This is a genomic window from Achromobacter sp. CF-sbj1-Ac2-l, assembly GCF_052698165.1.
In genome coordinates, this window is record NZ_CP199855.1 from 1395723 (window position 1) to 1413112 (window position 17390).

17 protein-coding genes are annotated in these 17390 nt (G+C 67.0%); 13 read left to right on the forward strand and 4 right to left on the reverse strand.

The window, feature by feature from the left end:
• The first annotated feature begins 117 nt into the window (after positions 1 to 117).
• The 4 genes from trpB to ACUDCK_RS06385 all read left to right on the forward strand — a co-directional run bounded on the left by trpB (position 118) and on the right by ACUDCK_RS06385 (position 3920).
• Positions 118 to 1317: a tryptophan synthase subunit beta gene (trpB, locus tag ACUDCK_RS06370; RefSeq protein ID WP_064526737.1), complete on the forward strand. Its 1200-nt coding sequence runs from the start codon at positions 118 to 120 to the stop codon at positions 1315 to 1317.
• Position 1318: 1 nt separating this feature from the next.
• On the forward strand, positions 1319 to 2185 hold the full coding sequence (trpA, locus tag ACUDCK_RS06375) for a tryptophan synthase subunit alpha (protein WP_175167581.1): 867 nt from the start codon (positions 1319 to 1321) through the stop codon (positions 2183 to 2185).
• Between the two features lie 37 nt (positions 2186 to 2222).
• Positions 2223 to 3101, forward strand: a complete 879-nt coding sequence (gene accD, locus ACUDCK_RS06380) for an acetyl-CoA carboxylase, carboxyltransferase subunit beta (RefSeq protein ID WP_049072142.1) — start codon at positions 2223 to 2225, stop codon at positions 3099 to 3101.
• A 270-nt stretch (positions 3102 to 3371) separates the two neighbouring features.
• Positions 3372 to 3920 carry an acyloxyacyl hydrolase gene (locus ACUDCK_RS06385; protein ID WP_054501568.1) on the forward strand — a complete coding sequence of 183 codons (549 nt, stop codon included), beginning with the start codon at positions 3372 to 3374 and terminating at the stop codon, positions 3918 to 3920.
• 187 nt (positions 3921 to 4107) lie between these two features.
• On the opposite strand, the gene ACUDCK_RS06390 is transcribed toward ACUDCK_RS06385, so the two are convergent.
• Positions 4108 to 7158, reverse strand: coding sequence for an Rne/Rng family ribonuclease (locus ACUDCK_RS06390; RefSeq protein WP_175167582.1), 3051 nt, complete (start codon positions 7156 to 7158; stop codon positions 4108 to 4110).
• 508 nt (positions 7159 to 7666) lie between these two features.
• On the opposite strand from ACUDCK_RS06390, the gene ACUDCK_RS06395 reads away from it, so the two are divergent.
• From ACUDCK_RS06395 to msrQ, 4 genes are all read left to right on the forward strand, one after another.
• Positions 7667 to 8632 carry an RluA family pseudouridine synthase gene (locus tag ACUDCK_RS06395; protein ID WP_100505113.1) on the forward strand — a complete coding sequence of 322 codons (966 nt, stop codon included), beginning with the start codon at positions 7667 to 7669 and terminating at the stop codon, positions 8630 to 8632.
• 1 nt (position 8633) lies between these two features.
• Positions 8634 to 9299 (forward strand): HAD family hydrolase, encoded by a 666-nt coding sequence (locus tag ACUDCK_RS06400; protein ID WP_054501566.1) that lies wholly within the window; start codon positions 8634 to 8636, stop codon positions 9297 to 9299.
• Positions 9300 to 9457: 158 nt separating this feature from the next.
• Positions 9458 to 10423, forward strand: coding sequence for a protein-methionine-sulfoxide reductase catalytic subunit MsrP (msrP, locus tag ACUDCK_RS06405; RefSeq protein ID WP_054501565.1), 966 nt, complete (start codon positions 9458 to 9460; stop codon positions 10421 to 10423).
• Positions 10420 to 11073 carry a protein-methionine-sulfoxide reductase heme-binding subunit MsrQ gene (gene msrQ / locus ACUDCK_RS06410; RefSeq protein ID WP_175167583.1) on the forward strand — a complete coding sequence of 218 codons (654 nt, stop codon included), beginning with the start codon at positions 10420 to 10422 and terminating at the stop codon, positions 11071 to 11073. The genes msrP and msrQ overlap by 4 nt, the downstream gene beginning before the upstream one ends.
• Positions 11074 to 11091: 18 nt before the next feature.
• On the opposite strand, the gene ACUDCK_RS06415 is transcribed toward msrQ, so the two are convergent.
• The 3 genes from ACUDCK_RS06415 to ACUDCK_RS06425 are packed head-to-tail and all read right to left on the reverse strand — an operon-like array spanning position 11092 to position 13189.
• Positions 11092 to 11877 carry an N-acetylmuramoyl-L-alanine amidase gene (locus tag ACUDCK_RS06415; protein WP_054501563.1) on the reverse strand — a complete coding sequence of 262 codons (786 nt, stop codon included), beginning with the start codon at positions 11875 to 11877 and terminating at the stop codon, positions 11092 to 11094.
• Positions 11878 to 11879: 2 nt separating this feature from the next.
• Positions 11880 to 12590: an SAM-dependent methyltransferase gene (locus tag ACUDCK_RS06420; protein ID WP_175167584.1), complete on the reverse strand. Its 711-nt coding sequence runs from the start codon at positions 12588 to 12590 to the stop codon at positions 11880 to 11882.
• Positions 12587 to 13189, reverse strand: a complete 603-nt coding sequence (locus ACUDCK_RS06425) for a Maf-like protein (protein WP_054501561.1) — start codon at positions 13187 to 13189, stop codon at positions 12587 to 12589. The genes ACUDCK_RS06420 and ACUDCK_RS06425 overlap by 4 nt, the downstream gene beginning before the upstream one ends.
• Positions 13190 to 13354: 165 nt before the next feature.
• Here ACUDCK_RS06425 and ACUDCK_RS06430 point away from each other — a divergent pair, with 165 nt between their 5' ends.
• The 5 genes from ACUDCK_RS06430 (at position 13355) to fabD (ending at position 17389) form a co-directional block, all read left to right on the forward strand.
• Positions 13355 to 14014, forward strand: coding sequence for a YceD family protein (locus ACUDCK_RS06430; RefSeq protein WP_175167631.1), 660 nt, complete (start codon positions 13355 to 13357; stop codon positions 14012 to 14014).
• 52 nt (positions 14015 to 14066) lie between these two features.
• Complete coding sequence (rpmF, locus tag ACUDCK_RS06435) at positions 14067 to 14249, forward strand: 50S ribosomal protein L32 (protein WP_006389284.1); 183 nt, start codon at positions 14067 to 14069, stop codon at positions 14247 to 14249.
• A gap of 59 nt (positions 14250 to 14308) precedes the next feature.
• Entirely contained in the window at positions 14309 to 15376 is a 1068-nt protein-coding gene (plsX, locus tag ACUDCK_RS06440) for a phosphate acyltransferase PlsX (protein WP_054501559.1), read from the forward strand.
• A complete protein-coding gene (locus ACUDCK_RS06445) occupies positions 15376 to 16362 on the forward strand; it encodes a beta-ketoacyl-ACP synthase III (RefSeq protein WP_035360074.1) in 987 nt (328 codons plus the stop codon). Before plsX ends, ACUDCK_RS06445 begins: the two co-directional genes overlap by 1 nt.
• A gap of 91 nt (positions 16363 to 16453) precedes the next feature.
• The gene (fabD, locus tag ACUDCK_RS06450; RefSeq protein WP_054501558.1) at positions 16454 to 17389 is read left to right on the forward strand and encodes an ACP S-malonyltransferase; all 936 of its coding nucleotides are present in this window, start codon (positions 16454 to 16456) and stop codon (positions 17387 to 17389) included.
• Position 17390: the final 1 nt, after the last annotated feature.

Sequence of the window (17390 nt, forward strand, 5' to 3'; positions counted from 1 at the left end):
GGTACCCGGCGGGCTCGGGTGCAACCCCCCGCTGTGGCCGGCGTCAGGTAAAATGACGGGTTGCAAACCGGATTTGCGGGCGGCAGACGCTGGCCGTGATACCGGGGGAGATGCTTGGTGAAACCTTACGATTTTCCGGATGCCCAGGGCCATTTCGGCCCTTATGGCGGTGTTTTCGTGGCAGAAACGCTGATGCACGCGCTCGACGAGCTGCGTGCCGCCTATGACCGCTACCGTGTCGATCCCGCCTTCCTGGAAGAGTTCAACTACGAACTCAAGCATTTCGTCGGCCGTCCCAGCCCCGTCTACCACGCCCGTCGCTGGTCCGACCTGGTGGGCGGCGCCCAGATCTGGTTCAAGCGCGAAGACCTGAACCACACCGGCGCGCACAAGGTCAACAACTGCATCGGCCAGGCGCTCCTGGCCAAGCGCATGGGCAAGCCGCGTGTCATCGCCGAAACCGGCGCCGGCCAGCATGGCGTGGCCACGGCCACGGTGGCGGCCCGCTACGGCATGGAATGCGTGGTCTACATGGGCAGCGAAGACGTCCGTCGCCAGGCCTCCAACGTCTACCGCATGAAGCTGCTGGGCGCCACGGTGGTGCCGGTCACGTCCGGCTCGCGCACCCTGAAGGACGCGCTCAACGAAGCCATGCGCGACTGGGTCACCAACATCGAGAACACCTTCTACATCATCGGCACGGTGGCGGGCCCCGACCCCTACCCCCGCATGGTGCGCGATTTCCAGACCGTCATCGGCAATGAATGCCTGACGCAGATGCCCGAGGCCATCGGCCGCCAGCCCGACTACGTCGTGGCCGCGGTCGGCGGCGGCTCCAACGCCATGGGCATCTTCCATCCCTACATTCCCTACGAGAACGTGCGCCTGATCGGCGTCGAAGCCGCCGGCGAAGGCATGGACAGCGGCAAGCATGCCGCGTCGCTGGCCGCCGGCCAGGTCGGCGTGCTGCACGGCAACCGCACCTACGTCATGCAGGACGCCGACGGCCAGGTCCAGGAAACGCATTCGGTCTCGGCCGGGCTGGACTACCCCGGCGTCGGTCCCGAGCATGCCTGGCTCAAGGACTCCGGCCGCGCCGAATACGTCGGCATCACCGACGACGAAGCGCTGAAGGCCTTCCACGATTGCTGCCGCATCGAAGGCATCATGCCGGCGCTGGAGTCCTCGCACGCCATCGCCCAGGCCGTTAAGATGGCCGCCACGCTGCCGCGCGACGCGGTCATCCTGGTCAATCTGTCGGGCCGTGGCGACAAGGACATGCATACCGTCGCCGAACGCGCCGGTATCGAACTCTGATATGACGACAACCCGCTCCGATCGCATTGCCGCCGCCTTTGCGCGCACCGCCGAATCCGGCCGCGCCGCGGCGCTCATTCCCTACATCGCGGCCGGCGATCCGTCGCCCGCCGCCACCGTTCCCCTGATGCACGCGCTGGTCGAGGCCGGCGCCGACGTCATCGAACTGGGCGTGCCGTTCTCCGATCCCATGGCCGACGGCCCGGTGATCCAGCGCGCCGCCGAGCGCGCCATCGCGCAGGGCGTGGGCCTGGGCCGCGTGCTCGACCTTGTGGCCGAGTTCCGCCAGCGCGATACCGCCACCCCCGTGGTGCTGATGGGCTATGCCAACCCCATTGAACGCATGGGCCAGGCCGAATTCGCCCGCCGCGCCGAGGCCGCGGGCGTGGATGGCGTCCTGGTGGTCGACTATCCGCCCGAGGAAGTGGTCGAATTCGCCGGAACGCTTGGCCGCCATGGCATCGCTCCGATCTTTCTCCTGGCCCCCACCTCGACCGACGCGCGTATCCAGGCCGTGGCCGCCGTGGCGCGCGGTTACGTCTACTATGTGTCGCTCAAGGGCGTGACGGGAGCCGGTTCGCTCAACACCGACGACGTGGCCGAGCGCGTGGCGGTGATCCGCCGCCATGTGCGCGAGATCCCGGTAGGCGTGGGCTTCGGCATCCGCGACGCCGACAGCGCGCAGCGCGTGGCGAGCGTGGCGGACGCGGTCGTCATCGGCAGCAAACTGATTGAAACCATGGAGCAGGCGGTGGCCAACGCCCCCGCTGCCCAGCAAACCGACGCCGCAGTCGCCGCCGCCAGCGGCTGGCTGCGCACCATCCGGCAGGCGCTGGATCAAGTAAAACGACCGAGCGCGTCGGCCTGAGCGGCCTGGCGCGACTTCCTTACGGGATGAACAAACAATGAGCTGGATCGAAAAACTCCTGCCGCCTCGCATCAACAAAACCAGCGACAGCGGCGCCCGCCGCGTGCCCGAAGGCCTGTGGGTGAAATGCCCGTCGTGCGAAACGGTGCTGTACAGCGAAGACCTGGCGGCCAACCTGCACGTCTGCCCCAAGTGCGATCACCACATGCGCATCGGCGCCCGCGCCCGCATCGACTCGCTGCTCGACATGGAAGGCCGCGTCGAAATCGGCCAGAGCACGCGCTCGGTCGATTCGCTGAAATTCAAGGACACCCGCAAGTACCCCGAGCGCCTGGCCGAAGCCGTCAAGCAGACCGGCGAAACCGACGCGCTGGTGGTGGTCAGCGGCTCGATTCGCGGCGTGCCGGCGACGCTGGCGTGCTTTGAATTCGAGTTCATGGGCGGCTCCATGGGCTCGGTGGTCGGCGAGCGCTTCGCGCGCGGCGCCCAGGCCGCGCTCGACAACAAGACGCCCTTCATCTGCGTGGCCGCCTCGGGCGGCGCGCGCATGCAGGAAAGCCTGTTGTCGCTGATGCAGATGGCCAAGACCAACGCCATGCTGACGCGCCTGTCTGCCGCCGGCCTGCCGTTCATCAGCGTGCTGACCGATCCCACCATGGGGGGCGTGTCCGCCAGCTTCGCCTTCATGGGCGACGTGGTCATCGCCGAGCCGAAGGCCCTGATCGGCTTTGCTGGTCCGCGCGTGATCGAACAGACCGTGCGCGAGAAGCTGCCCGAAGGCTTCCAGCGCGCCGAGTTCCTGCTGCAGAAGGGCGCCATCGACATGGTCGTGGACCGCCGCCAGTTGCGAGAGGAAATCGCCCGCCTGCTGGCGCTGTTGACCAACCAGCCGGCCGACGTCGTCACCGCCGCCTGATCCCGTTTCCCCGGGCTTTCGGGCTTGGGGGGGCCAGATGAAAAAGCCGCCGCGCACTTGTGCCGGCGGCTTTTTCATGGCCGTTTGTTCAGCCCTCTGACAGCGTCATTTTTTGTGCGCCGGGCGGAACAATGTTTTCCATGATTTCTGTTGCCTTATTGCGACATATTGCGAGCCTTCTGGCCCGGTTTTTGCTATGTTCTGTAGTACTGGATAACACTCGTGAATTGCGCCGAGATGTCATCCCAACAAAATACGGAGTTGCTCCCAATGCAGTCGACGAAGAAGAAAATGCTTGTCCGCCTTGTCGGTTTGGCCCTCGCCGGCGCCGCGACCATCGCCAGCGCCCAGTCGTCCGAGGGTACGCAGGGCGGCGTGAGCCTGCACTATGGCGTGGGCGACCACTATCAGCGCTTCACCCTGAATTACGAAACGCCGTCGGTGTGGACCTATCAGTTCGGCGGCAACTGGGGCCGCCTGGATCTGACGCCCGAACTCGGCGTGTCTTACTGGTGGGCCGACGGCGACCGCTCGCCGAGCAATGTGTGGCAATTGAACGCCATCCCGATGTTCCGCTGGTGGGCGGGTGAGCGCTTCTACCTCGAAGCCGGTATCGGCGCCACCGTGTTCTCGCGCACCCGCTTCGCCAACGAGAACATCAGCACCGCCTTCCAGTTCGGCGACCACGTCGGTCTGGGTTTCCTGCTGACGCCGAACAACCGCATCGGCGTGCGCTATTCGCACTTCTCCAACGCCAGCATCAAGCGCCCGAATCCCGGCCTGGATACGGTGCAGCTGACCTATACGTACCAGTTCTGATCGCGGCGCGATCCGGCCTGACGAAAAAACCCTCGGTGACGAGGGTTTTTTTTGGGCCATGTTCGCGCCATATCCCGGCGCCATGTTCCGCCGGTGTGTTCCGGCGCCATGCCCGGGCGGCGTGGTCGGCTGGCAAATAAAAAAGCCCCCATCATTCGATGGGGGCTTTTGCTTGCGCGGCTTGCCTTTAGTGGCGGGTTTCGACCTGAACCAGGGGTTCGTTCGAAACCGGGGCCACCGGCTTGCGCTCGCGGCCCAGGCGGACCGGCGTGTGCGCCGCGGCGATGCGCAACTGCGTCTGCGCGTGGCGCTCGGGGTCGGTTTCCACCCACTGCAGGCCGGCGGCGTTGACCACTTCGTGCAGGGCCTGGGCCTTGGCCGAAGGAGCCGTCGCCGGCACCACGATGGGCTGGGCGCTGGCCGGCGCCGCCGCCACAGGCGCGGCGGCTACCGGTGCCGGCGTGGCTTCCGGTTCGACCGGCGCGGCCGTCACGGCAGGTTCCACCACGGGTTCGACCGCGGCGGCTTCCACCGGGGTTGCGACAGGCGCGGCCGGCTCGGAAACCTCGCTGGCGGGCTCGACAGCCACCGGGGCGATCGGCTCGGGGGCCGTGGCCGGTACGGGCTGCTGGGCCTGCGGTTCGTGCGCGGCGGCGGATGCCTGTTCGACCTGGGCCGGTGCCGGCGTGATCTCAGCCTGGACGGCTTCGGCCTGCCGTACCGGCGCCTCGGCTTGCGGGGCGGGGGCGGGGACTTCGGCCGGAACGGCGGTCACCGGGGCGGCGACTGGCGCGGGCGCGGCGGTCACGTTCTCGGCCGGCTCGCCGGCGTCTTCCTCGGCGCCGTCTTCCAGTTGCTCGTCGCTGCCTGCCACGCCTGCCTCGTCCGGGCTGCGGCGGCCGCGGCGACTGCGGCGGCGGCGGCGCTTGCGTTCCGGGTCGGCGCCGGCTTCGGCGCCTTCGACGGCGGGCACGCCATCGGCGGTCTGCTCGACGGCTTCGGCCGCTTCGGCCTGGGCCTCGGCGGGCTGCTTGGCTTCAGGCAGCGCGGTGGCGACCGACTGGGCCAGCGCGGCGACCATGCTTTCCTGCTCGCTCATCGGCGCGTCGGCCTGGCCTTCCTCGCGGCGGTTGCGGCCACGGCCGCGACGGCGGTTGCGACCGGCGCCGGCATCATCGCCAGCGGCTTCCGGCGCGATGTCGGGGCGGTTGGAGGCTTGCGCGGCTTGCACGGCCTGATCGCGATCGCCGCGCTCGTTGCGGTTGTGGCGCTCGCCGCGTTCCTGGCGTTCGCCGCGTTCGCCTTCGGGGCGACGGTTGCCACGGATATGCGGACGGCCGCCTTCGCTGCCCTCGGCGCCTTCGGCGCGGGACTCACCGCGACGGTTGCGGTTGCGGTCGGAACCGTGGCGTTCGCCGCGGCGTTCCTGGCCATCGTGGCCGCTGCGGCCCTTGCCGCGGGCCGGCGACGCGGCGCGCTTGGCGCTGGTCTCTTCCTGGGTGGCGGGCGCGGCCTTGGCGGGCTCGCTGTTGCCGGTCAGCCAGCCGAACAGGCGCTTGAGCAGGCTGGGGCCGCCCGATTGCGCCGGCGCGGCCGCGGGGGCGGGCGCCGGGGCAGGGGTCGACATGGGAGCCGGCTGCGAAGGCGTGATGCCCTTGACCAGCGCCTCCGGACGGGCTTTGATCTCGCTTTCGCGCGGCTGCCAGGGGGCGTCGGTGGCGGGAGCCTCGACCAGCTCGAAGCTGGTCTTCACTTCTTCCAGGCGCGGATCGTCGTGGCGCAGGCGCTCGATGTGGTGGTGCGGCGTTTCCAGGTGCTTGTTGGGGATCAGCACCAGGTTGACCTTCAGGCGGGCTTCCATCTTGGTGATGTCGGCGCGCTTTTCGTTCAGCAGGTAGGTCGCCACGTCGACCGGCACCTGGGCGTGGACCGCCGCGGTGTTTTCCTTCATGGCTTCTTCCTGCAGCAGGCGCAGGACGTGCAGGGCGCTCGATTCGGCGTCGCGGATCACACCGGTGCCGTTGCAGCGCGGGCAGGTGATGTGCGAGCCTTCGTTCAGGGCCGGACGCAGGCGCTGGCGCGACAGTTCCATCAGGCCGAAGCGCGAGATCTTGCCCATCTGGACGCGGGCGCGGTCGAAATGGAGGGCGTCACGCAGGCGCTGTTCGACGGCGCGCTGGTTCTTGCTGTCTTCCATGTCGATGAAGTCGATGACGATCAGGCCGCCCAGGTCGCGCAAGCGCAGTTGGCGGGCCACTTCGTCGGCGGCTTCCGAGTTGGTCCGCAGGGCGGTTTCCTCGATGTCGGCGCCGCGGGTCGAGCGGGCCGAGTTGACGTCCACGGACACCAGCGCTTCGGTGTGGTCGATGACGATGGCGCCGCCCGAGGGCAGCGTGACCGTGCGCGAGTAGGCCGTTTCGATCTGGTGTTCGATCTGGAAGCGCGAGAACAGCGGGATGTCGTCGCGGTAGCGCTTCACGCGCTGGACGTTGTCCGGCATCACCACGCTCATGAACGCGGTGGCCTGGTCGGCGATCTCGTCCGTGTCGATCAGGATCTCGCCGATCTCGGGCGAGAAGTAATCGCGGATGGCGCGGATGACCAGGCTCGATTCCAGGTAGATCAGGATGGGCGCGGAGTTGTCACGCGCGGCGCCGTCGATGGCGGTCCAGAGCTGCAACAGGTACGACAAGTCCCATTGCAGTTCCTCGACGTTGCGGCCGATGCCGGCGGTGCGGGCGATGATGCTCATGCCCTGGGGCAGTTCGAGCTGCTCCATCGTGTCGCGCAGTTCCTGGCGGTCCTCGCCCTCGACGCGGCGCGAAACGCCACCGCCACGGGGGTTGTTGGGCATCAGGACCAGGTAGCGGCCGGCCAGCGAGATGAACGTGGTCAGGGCGGCGCCCTTGTTGCCGCGCTCTTCCTTTTCAACCTGGACGATCAGTTCCTGGCCTTCGCGCAGGGCGTCCTGGATGCGGGCGGTGCGGACGTCGACGCCTTCCTTGAAGAAGCTGCGGGCCACTTCCTTGAAGGGAAGAAAGCCGTGGCGGTCTTCGCCGTAGTTGACGAAGCAGGCTTCGAGGCCGGGTTCGATCCGGGTGATGACACCTTTGTAGATGTTGCCTTTGCGTTGTTCGCGGCCGGCAGTCTCGATGTCGAGGTCGATGAGTTTTTGCCCATCGACGATAGCGACGCGTAATTCTTCCTGGTGCGTCGCATTGAACAGCATGCGCTTCATGAGAGGGTTTCTCCGTTGTCATGACGCGCCGATATCGGCGCGTGACCTCGGGCCACTCGGGCTGCGGCTGAAGCGGGCAAGAAGATGCGGACCGTACCTGGGCGGCGCCCAGGCGTATCCGCCGCGGGTCAGGCGGGCACGTCGTGCCGTGGGGCACGGGGTTCTTTCAGCAGGAGGGTCAGCTTCACTGAATGTGGTTTGACGGAAATGTGCTGTGAACGGCAGTTGCGGCCGGATTGGTTGCCGACGCGCAGCTGGTGCTTTAAATATGCGACGATTCTTGCAGTGCTTCAAGCCGCTTGCGGCAGGCAACGGACCTGCTGGGACAGCGGGCAAAATGAATGCCACACCACTATCCGGCAGGGCGCGGTTGCGCCGGCGACCAAATGACCCAGGGGTTGAATGAGCAGGCAGTACAATGGCGGCCCACGCGCTCGACGGAGTTGCGTACTTGAGTTGCATCTCTACGCCAGCGGCTGATTCAGCCCCTTAAGGCTGTCCCGATTATATGTCGCTTTCCGCAATGCGCAAAGAAACTTCCTCCCCTATGGCCACCCCCTCCGTCCGCATGGTGGAAGTGGGCGCCGAGCATGCCGGCCAGCGCCTGGATAACTACCTGATGCGCCTGTGCAAGGGCGTCCCCAAAACCCATATCTATAAGGCCATCCGCGGCGGCGAGGTCCGGGTAAACAAGGGACGCATCTCGGTGGACTATCGGGTCGCGGAAGGCGATATGGTCCGCATTCCGCCGCTGCGCCTGCCCGACCCTGGCAAGCCCAAACCGGTGCCGGCCGCCGAATTCCCGGTGGTGTTCGAGGATGACGCGATGCTGGTGGTGGACAAGCCCGCCGGTGTGGCGGTCCACGGCGGCAGCGGCGTTTCCTTCGGCGTGATCGAGCAACTGCGCGCCGCCCGCCCCGAGGCCAAGTTCCTGGAACTGGTGCACCGGCTCGACCGCGAAACCTCCGGCCTGCTGATGGTCGCCAAGAAGCGCAGCGCGCTGCTGGCCCTGCACGCCATGCTGCGCGAGGGGCGCAGCGACAAGCACTATTACGCGCTGGTCGAGGGCGACTGGGTCAACGACCGCCAGCACATCAAGCTGTCGCTGTCCAAATGGACCACCCAGTCGGGCGAGCGCCGCGTCAAGGTCGATCCCGACGGCCAGACCGCCCACACCATCATCACGCTCAAGCAGCGCTTCGGCCGCTACAGCCTGGTGGACGCCGAGCTGCGCACCGGGCGTACCCACCAGATCCGCGTGCACCTGGCGGCCAGCGGCTTTCCCATCGTGGGCGACGACAAGTATGGCCATGACGAGGTCCGCGCCGAGTTCTCGCGCATGGGTTTTGGTCGCATGTTCCTGCATGCCCATCAATTGACGCTGAATCACCCGTTGACGGGGGAGCCGATGACGCTGACGGCCGAACTGCCGCCCGCCTGTCGGAAAATACTGAAACAACTGGAGTCGGTCTGATATGTCGTATTCGCTGGTCGTTTTTGACTGGGATGGAACCCTCATGGATTCCACGCACAGCATCGTGGCCGCCATCCAGGGTGCCTGTCGCGACCTGGAGCTGCCGGTGCCATCGGCCTCCGACGCCAGCTGGGTCATCGGCCTGTCGCTGGAAAGCGCGCTGCGCCGTGCCGTGCCCCAATTGACCCAGGCGATGCTGCCGCGCTTCCTGGAGCGCTACCGCACCCATTACCTGCTGCGCGATCCAGAATTGCGCCTTTTCGATGGCATTCCCGAGTTGTTGACGGCGCTGGCCGAGCGCGACGTGCGCCTGGCCGTGGCCACCGGCAAGAGCCGGGTGGGCCTGACCCGCGCCCTGGCCGCGACCGGCCTGGGCCCCATGTTTGACGCCACCCGCACCGCCGACGAGACCTTCAGCAAGCCGCATCCGGCCATGCTGCACGAGCTGATGAGCGAGCTGGACGTCGATCCGGCCCGCGTGGTGATGGTGGGCGACACTTCTCACGACATGCAGATGGCGACCAATGCCGGCGTGCATGGCCTGGGCGTGACCTACGGCGCGCATACCCTGAAGGAACTTGAGGGTTGTGGTCCGCAGGCGGTGCTGGATAGCGTGCCGCTGGTGCGCGACTGGCTGCTCAGCCGGACCCTGGCGGCGGCGGCCTGACGATCGCAGGCGCGCCGGGGAACGCCGCGAGAGCGGGGCGGTCTATTGCGGATCGCCGCCGGCCACGCCGGCGGAATATCATGGGGTCGCGAAACGTCCACGGTTTGAGCGGGGCGGCAGCGACGCGACTCGCCGCGCCGGCCCCCTAGGAGATTCCCATGCTGATACGCAAGCCCCATGACATCGTTCCTTCCGACATCACGACCGAAGCGGTCTGGCGGTCGCGTCGCGACCTGATCCTGCGCGCCGGCGTGGCGGCGGCGGGGCTGGGGTTGCCGTGGGCGACGCGCAGCGCCTTCGCCCAGGGCCCCGGTGCCGGCGCCCTGGCGGGCCAGCCCAATGCGGCGTTCAGCGTCATGGACAAGCAGACGTCTTTCGCTGATATCACGTCGTACAACAACTACTATGAATTCGGGGTCGACAAGGGCGAACCCGCGTCCAACGCCGGCAAGCTGCAGACCCGGCCCTGGACGGTCAGCGTCGAGGGCGAGGTCGGCAAGCCGCGCACCTTCGATATCGACGAACTGCTCAAGCTCGCGCCGATGGAAGAGCGCGTTTATCGGCTGCGCTGCGTCGAGGGGTGGTCCATGGTGATTCCCTGGATCGGCTATTCGCTGTCGGCGCTGCTCAAACAGGTCGAGCCCACCGGCAATGCCAAGTACGTGGAATTCGTGACCGCCGTGCAGCGCGAGAACATGCCGGGCGTGCGCGCCGCCATCCTCGACTGGCCCTACATCGAGGGCCTGCGCATCGACGAGGCCATGCACCCGCTGGCCATGCTGGTGTTTGGCGTTTACGGCAAGGTGCTGCCCAACCAGAATGGTGCGCCCCTGCGGCTGGCCGTGCCCTGGAAGTACGGCTTCAAGTCGGGCAAGTCGCTGGTCAAGATCCGTCTGGTGGAAAAGCAGCCCGTCTCCTCATGGATCAAGGCCGCGCCGCAGGAATACGGCTTCTACGCCAACGTCAATCCCACCGTGCCGCATCCGCGCTGGAGCCAGGCCACCGAGCGCCGCATTGGCGAGGACGGCCTGTTCTCGCCCAAGCGCAAGACCTTGATGTTCAACGGCTATGCCGAGCAGGTTGCGTCGCTCTACCAGGGCATGGATTTGAAGGCCAACTATTGAAACCGCCCGTGGCCGAGAGTGCTGGCGCGGCCCCGGCGCGCAAGCCCCAGTGGTCGGCGCGGGCTGTCGGGCGCGTCAAGCCCTGGCTGTTCCTGTTGGGCCTGGCGCCGTTCGCGCGCTGGCTCTGGTTGGGCTTCACCAATGGGCTGACCGCCAATCCCGTGGAATTCCTGACACGCTCGTCGGGCACCTGGACGCTGGTGTGCCTGCTCGTGACGCTGGCGATCACGCCGCTACGGCGCCTGACCGGGCAGCCGGCGCTGGTGCGCCTGCGCCGCATGTGTGGCCTGTTCGCGTTCTTCTATGGCGCCATGCATTTCATGGCCTGGGTCTGGTGGGACCGCGGCTTCGATCCGGCCGCCATGTTGCAGGACATCGGCGAGCGGCCCTTCATTACCGTGGGATTCGCCGCGTTCGTGCTGATGGCGGCGTTGGCGGCCACTTCCACCCAGTGGGCCATGCGCAAGATGGGCAGGCGCTGGCAGCAACTGCACCGCGCCATCTACCTGATCGGCCTGCTGGCGGTGCTGCATTACTGGTGGCACAAGGCCGGCAAGAACGACCTGTCAGAGCCGATCCTGTATGCCTCGGTGCTGGCGCTGCTGCTGGGCTGGCGGCTGGCCGCCTGGTGGCGCCGTCGCGGGGCCTGAGCGGCATGCGCCATCCGGTTACAGCATGGCCAGCATGATCGCCGCGGTCTCGGCGTCGGGCTGGCCGTCGTGGCGGGCAGGGCGGTAGTGCATCTGGAACGCTGCCAGCACGTTGATGGTGGCGCGGTCCAATGTGCCGCTCTGTGGCGTGGTGTAGCCCAGCCGCTGCAGTTGCTGCTGAAACCACGCGACGTCGGGTGTGCCCTGGGCCTGCAGGCGCGCCAGGTGTGCGGCGGCGCCGGCTTCGTCATACCAGCGGCCGATGCCGGCTGCGGCCAGTTGCTTCCAGGGGAATAGCGGGCCGGGGTCGACCTTGCGCTGGGGCGCGATGTCGCTGTGGCCCACCACGTTCTCGGGCGCGATGCCGTGGCGCTGGATGATGTCGCGCAGCAAGAGGGTCAGGGCGCGGATCTGCCGGTCGCCGTAGGCATGCCACTGCGGCTTGCCGTCGGTGCCGTCGGTCCAGCCCGGGTTGACAATTTCGATGCCGATCGACGTGCTGTTCATGGCATTCAGGCCATACCAGGCGCTTTCGCCGGCGTGCCAGGCGGCGCGGGTCTCGTCGACCAGCCTGTGGGCGCGGCCGGAGGTTTCGATCAGGTAGTGGGCGCTGACCTTGCCCTGCGACAGCAGCTTCATCGATACGGCGTCGTCGGTGGAGGTGTAGTGCACCACGACGAAACGCACCCGGCTGCTCTGGCTGACCGCGGTAACGGAGGTGTCCAGGTTCAGGCCGGCGGGGCCGCGCTGGGCGCAACCGGCCAGGGCCGCGAGGGCCAGGCATACTGCGGCAAATCGGATCATCGTCAGCGGGCCAGGTACAGGAACAGGGTGGGCATTTTGTCCAGCGATGGGGTGGGCTGTTTTTTCCAGTCGGCGATGGTGCGCGTGGCGATCCATTCGTCCGCGGTGGTCAGCGCGCGGGCCACGCACAGCTTGGTGTCGCCCTTCAGGCTGGCCAGCAGCGTTGCGAACATGGCGGCGTTGCGGTAGGGGGTCTCGATCAGCAATTGCGTCTGGTTGTGTCGGGCCGAGTGCTGTTCCCAGGCCTTGAGCTGCCTGGCGCGTTCGCCGGCGTCCACGGGCGCGTAGCCGTGGAAGGCGAAGCGCTGGCCGTCCAGGCCGCTGGCCATCAGGCCCAGCAGGATGGAGGAGGGGCCGACCCAGGGCTTGACGACGATGCCCAGCCGATGGGCGGCGTCCACCACCTTGGCGCCAGGGTCGGCAACCGCGGGGCAGCCGGCTTCGGACACCAGGCCGATGTCGGCGCCGCGGCGCACCGGCTCGAGCCAGGCGCCGATCTCGGCCGCGTCCGTCCTGTCGCTGAGCGTGTGGATGGTGATTTCCTGCAACGGCCGGGTGGTGCCCACCAGCTTGAGGAAGGCGCGCGCCGTTTTGGCGTTCTCGGCGATGTAGGTGTCCAAGCTGCCGGCCCGGGCGCGCGCATCGGCGGGCAGCCAGCTTTCCGGGGCGGCCTCGCCCAGTCCCACCGGGATCAGGTGCAGCGAGCCGCTCATGCGGGCGCTCCCGGCGCCGCCAGCGCGTCGAGCCCGAACTCGGCCAGCATGGTGGTCAAGGTGATCAGCGGCAGGCCGATGATGGCGGTCGGATCGTCGCTCTGGATGCTTTCCATCAGGGCGATGCCCAGGCTTTCCGCCTTGGCGCTGCCTGCGGTATCGTAGGGTTCCTCGGCGCGTAGGTAGGCGTCGATGGCCTGGTCGCTCAGGCGCCGGAATTTGCACCGCGTCACGATATCGGCTTTTTCCACGCGATGACCGTCAGTCACCGCCAACGCGCTGTGAAATTCCACGATCTGCCCGGAAAGTGCGCGCAATTGCGCCTGGGCGCGCGTAAAATCGCCCGGCTTGCCAATGGGTTGGCCGTCTACCGTGGCAACCTGATCCGATCCGATGACGACGCTGCCGGGATGCCCGCCGGCCACCGCCATGGCCTTGGCCACCGACAGGCGCAGCGCCAGCGCTTCGGGTGATTCGCCTGGCTGTGGCGTTTCGTCCACATCGGGCGAAATGGCGGTGAAGGGCAGGCGCAGGCGGGTGAGCAGTTCTTTGCGGTAGCGCGAGCTGGAGGCGAGGATCAGGCTGGGTTGTGAGGGCATTCGATATTTGACGCTGGGACGTAAGTCACAGTATTATCTAACGTTTTGCGGCATTTTTGCAGGGCAGCATGACTTTTGGGCGGGGCGCAACCCCCACTCATGGGCGGGGCGCAACCCCGCGCCAGTCATCGGTTTTGCGCCCTGGGATGGTCGCGAATGCACGGGATGTGCGGGTTGTGCGCGAATGCGCATTTCCGGCGGCCTCGTGCGAAAGGACAGAACATCAAGCCCATCGACGCATTCGCATTCGCCCATTCGGGCAAGGAAGCGCAAGGCACCATACCTCTTGTGCGGTTGACGCGCGCGGTTGACGGGCTTCCCGAGCAACCGGCGGGTGAGGCCGGCCTCGTGACGTGGTCCGTGCGTGGCGAGATGGGCAAGGCCGGGCTGCTGCAAGGTCAGCCGCTCCTGCACATTCATGTGCAGGCGAATCCGGTCGTGGTGTGTCAGCGGTGCAATGAGCCGTTCGCCTATCCGGTGGACAGCGAGGTCCTGCTGCAACTGGTCAAGTCCGAAGCCGACCTCGACGACGGCTTTACCTCCGGCGATCACGCCGCGGGTTTCGACGACGAGGATGAGGACGGCGAGGAAGCAGGAAACGCAGGAAAAGGTTTTGTGTCCAACCAGCCTGAAAAGGTGGTGGGTTCGCATCATTTCGATCTGTTGGCCCAGATCGAAGATGAGCTCATTCTGAGCGTTCCGTATGTGCCCAAGCATGATGTATGCCCGGGCGCGCAGGCCAAGGACAGCGAAGCTCCCCAAGAGCCCGTTGTCAAGCGTCCGTCGCCGTTTGCGGTGCTGGAACAACTGAAGCACAAAGATTGAGATCAACATCGGGCCGCATCGCGTACAATGCGCCCCGTTTCTAGGAGTCATCATGGCTGTTCAACAAAACAAGAAGTCCCCGTCCAAGCGCGGTATGCACCGCTCGCACGATTTTCTGGTGAATCCGTCGACGGCTATCGAACCGACCACGGGCGAAACGCACCTGCGTCATCACATCAGCCCCAACGGCTTCTACCGTGGCCGCAAGGTCCTGAAGACCAAGGCCGACGAATAAGGCCCCCGGGCCGAACTCGTACTCGGACCAATTCGGCTGAGCGCTGATACCTGGCACCCGTGATACGCATCGCCATAGACTGTATGGGCGGAGACTTCGGTCTGCCCGTCACGATTCCGGCTGCGATCGAGTTCGCCCGGCAATTCCCGGATACCCGGCTATTGCTGGTCGGGCTTCCCGACGCCATCGAAGCGGCGCTCTCCGAGCACCGCGGCGTCGAGCGTGATCGTTTCGAGATCGTGGCGGCTTCCGAAGTCGTCACCATGGACGACCCGGTCGAGGTCGCCCTGCGCCGCAAAAAAGATTCCTCCATGCGCCTGGCCGCCCAGTCCGTCAAGGACGGGAACGCCGACGCCTGCATTTCCGCGGGCAACACCGGCGCGTGGATGGCCATTTCACGCTATGTGCTCAAGACGCTGGACGGCATCGACCGGCCCGCGATCGCCACGTCCATTCCGAACCAGACGGGCCGCGCCACCACGGTGCTGGACCTTGGCGCGAATGTGGACTGCACGGCCGAACACCTGCTGCAATTCGCCATCATGGGCGCCGCGCTATCGCAGGCGGTGGACCATCGCGACAACCCCACCGTGGGTTTGCTCAACATCGGCGAAGAGGTCATCAAGGGCAACGAGGTCGTCAAGGAAGCCGCCGAGCTGCTGCGCGCCAGTCCCCTGAACTTCTACGGCAACGTGGAAGGCAATGACATTTTCAAGGGCACGGTCGACGTCGTCGTCTGCGATGGCTTCGTCGGCAATGTCGTGCTCAAGTCCGTGGAAGGCCTGGCCAAAATGCTGTCCAGCGTCATTCGCGAAGAGTTCAAACGCAACCTGATCACGCTGCTGGCCGGCGCCGTGGCCAAGCCGGTGCTGAACCGCTTGCGCAACCGCGTCGACAATCGCCGTTACAACGGCGCGGCGTTGCTGGGGCTGCGTGGCGTGGTCATCAAGAGCCACGGCTCGGCTGATGTCTACGCCTTCGGTTTCGCGCTGCAACGGGCGCGCGAAGCCGTCGTGAGTAAACTGCTGGAGCGCACCGCGCAGACGGTCGCGCAGCTCAACCAGCGCGTCCAGTCTGCCTCGAGTGCTCCGGCGCTCGAGCCGGGCGCGGCTGGAGACACCGCTTGATGGATACCGCAATGAAATATTCCGTGATCGCGGGCACCGGCAGCTTCCTGCCGGAACGCGTGGTTTCGAATGACGCCCTGGCTGCGGAACTGGCGACGCGCGATATCGCCACCTCCGACGAGTGGATCGTCGAGCGCACGGGCATCCGCCAGCGCCACCTGGCCGAGCGTGGCGTCACCACCAGCCAGTTGGCGACCGAGGCCTCGCGCCGCGCGCTGGCCGACGCGGGTGTGGACGCCTCCGAGGTCGATCTGATCGTGCTGGCCACCTCCACGCCCGATTTCGTGTTTCCCAGCACCGCCTGCCTGGTGCAGGCCAACTTGGGCGCCAAGGGCTCGGCGGCCTTCGACGTGCAGGCCGTGTGCAGCGGCTTCGTCTATGCCCTGACCACCGCCGACAGCTTCATCCGTGCCGGCCGCGCGCGTTGCGCCCTGGTGATCGGCGCCGAAGTGTTCTCGCGCATTCTCGACTGGAACGATCGCAGCACTTGCGTGCTGTTCGGCGACGGCGCGGGCGCCGTGGTGCTCAAGGCTTCCGACAAGCCTGGCATCCTGGCCGCCCAGTTGCATGCCGATGGCAGCCAGATGAAGATCCTCAGCGCCGCGGGCAACGTGGCTTATGGCGACGTCACCGGCGATCCGTTCCTGCGCATGGACGGCCAGGCCGTGTTCAAGCAGGCCGTCACGGTGCTGGACCGCTCCGCCCGCGACACCTGCGCCGAAGCCGGCGTCGACATCAGCGAAGTCGATTGGCTGGTGCCGCACCAGGCCAACGTCCGCATCCTCAATTTCCTGGCGCGCAAGCTTGCCGTGCCGGTCGAGAAGGTTGTCATCACCGTCGACAGCCATGCCAATACTTCCGCTGCCAGCGTGCCGTTGGCGCTTGACGCCGCGCGCCGCGATGGCCGCGTCAAGCCGGGCCAGCTCGTGCTGATGCAGGGCGTGGGCGGCGGATTCACCTGGGGTTCGGTACTGGCCCGCATGTAAGGGCGTGTCCGGCCGGGACGCGGACTGCCGCGCCCGCCCGGATGTCGCGCCCGACATTCCACAGACTCTGAATCACTCCACACGGTCGAACATGAAAATCGCTTTTGTCTTTCCTGGCCAGGGTTCGCAGGCAGTCGGCATGCTGGATGCCTGGGCCGATGTCGCTGCCGTGACCGATACCGTGGCGCGCGCCTCGCAGGCGCTGGGCCAGGACCTGGGCGCGCTGATCGCGCAGGGTCCCATCGAGCAGCTCAACCTGACCACCAATACCCAACCCGCCATGCTGACGGCCGGTGTCGCGTTCTTCGCGGCCTGGCGCGCGGCGGGTGGCCGCAATCCCGACGTCGTCGCCGGCCATAGCCTGGGTGAATACGCCGCGCTGACCGCCGCGGGCTCGCTGGCCCTGGAAGATGCCGTGCGCCTGGTGCGCGTGCGCGCCGACGCCATGCAGGCCGCGGTGCCCGTCGGCACCGGCGCCATGGCTGCCATTCTCGGCCTGGACGATGATGCCGTGCGCGCCGCTTGCGCCGCGGCGGCCCAGGGCGAGGTGGTCGAGGCCGTCAACTTCAACGCGCCGGCGCAGGTCGTGATCGCCGGCCACAAGGGCGCGGTCGAGCGCGCCTGCGAGCAGGCCAAGGCCGCGGGCGCCAAGCGCGCGCTGCTGCTGCCGGTGTCCGCGCCGTTCCATTCCAGCCTGCTCAAACCTGCCGCCGATGTGCTGGCGGACGCGCTGGCTGCGGTCAACGTGGCGGCGCCGCAGATCCCGGTCATCAACAACGTCGATGTCGCCTCGCCGACGGAACCCGGGGCAATCCGGGATGCGCTGGTGCGCCAGGCATGGCATCCTGTGCGTTGGGTGGAAACACTGCGCGCCATGAAGGCGCAGGGCGTGACCCACGTCATCGAGTGCGGTCCCGGCAAGGTGCTGGCCGGCCTGACCAAACGCATTGACCCCGAGCTCACCGGCCTGGCCATCACGGATCCGGCCTCGCTTGAGGCCGCGCTGGCCGCGGTCAACGGAAATTAAG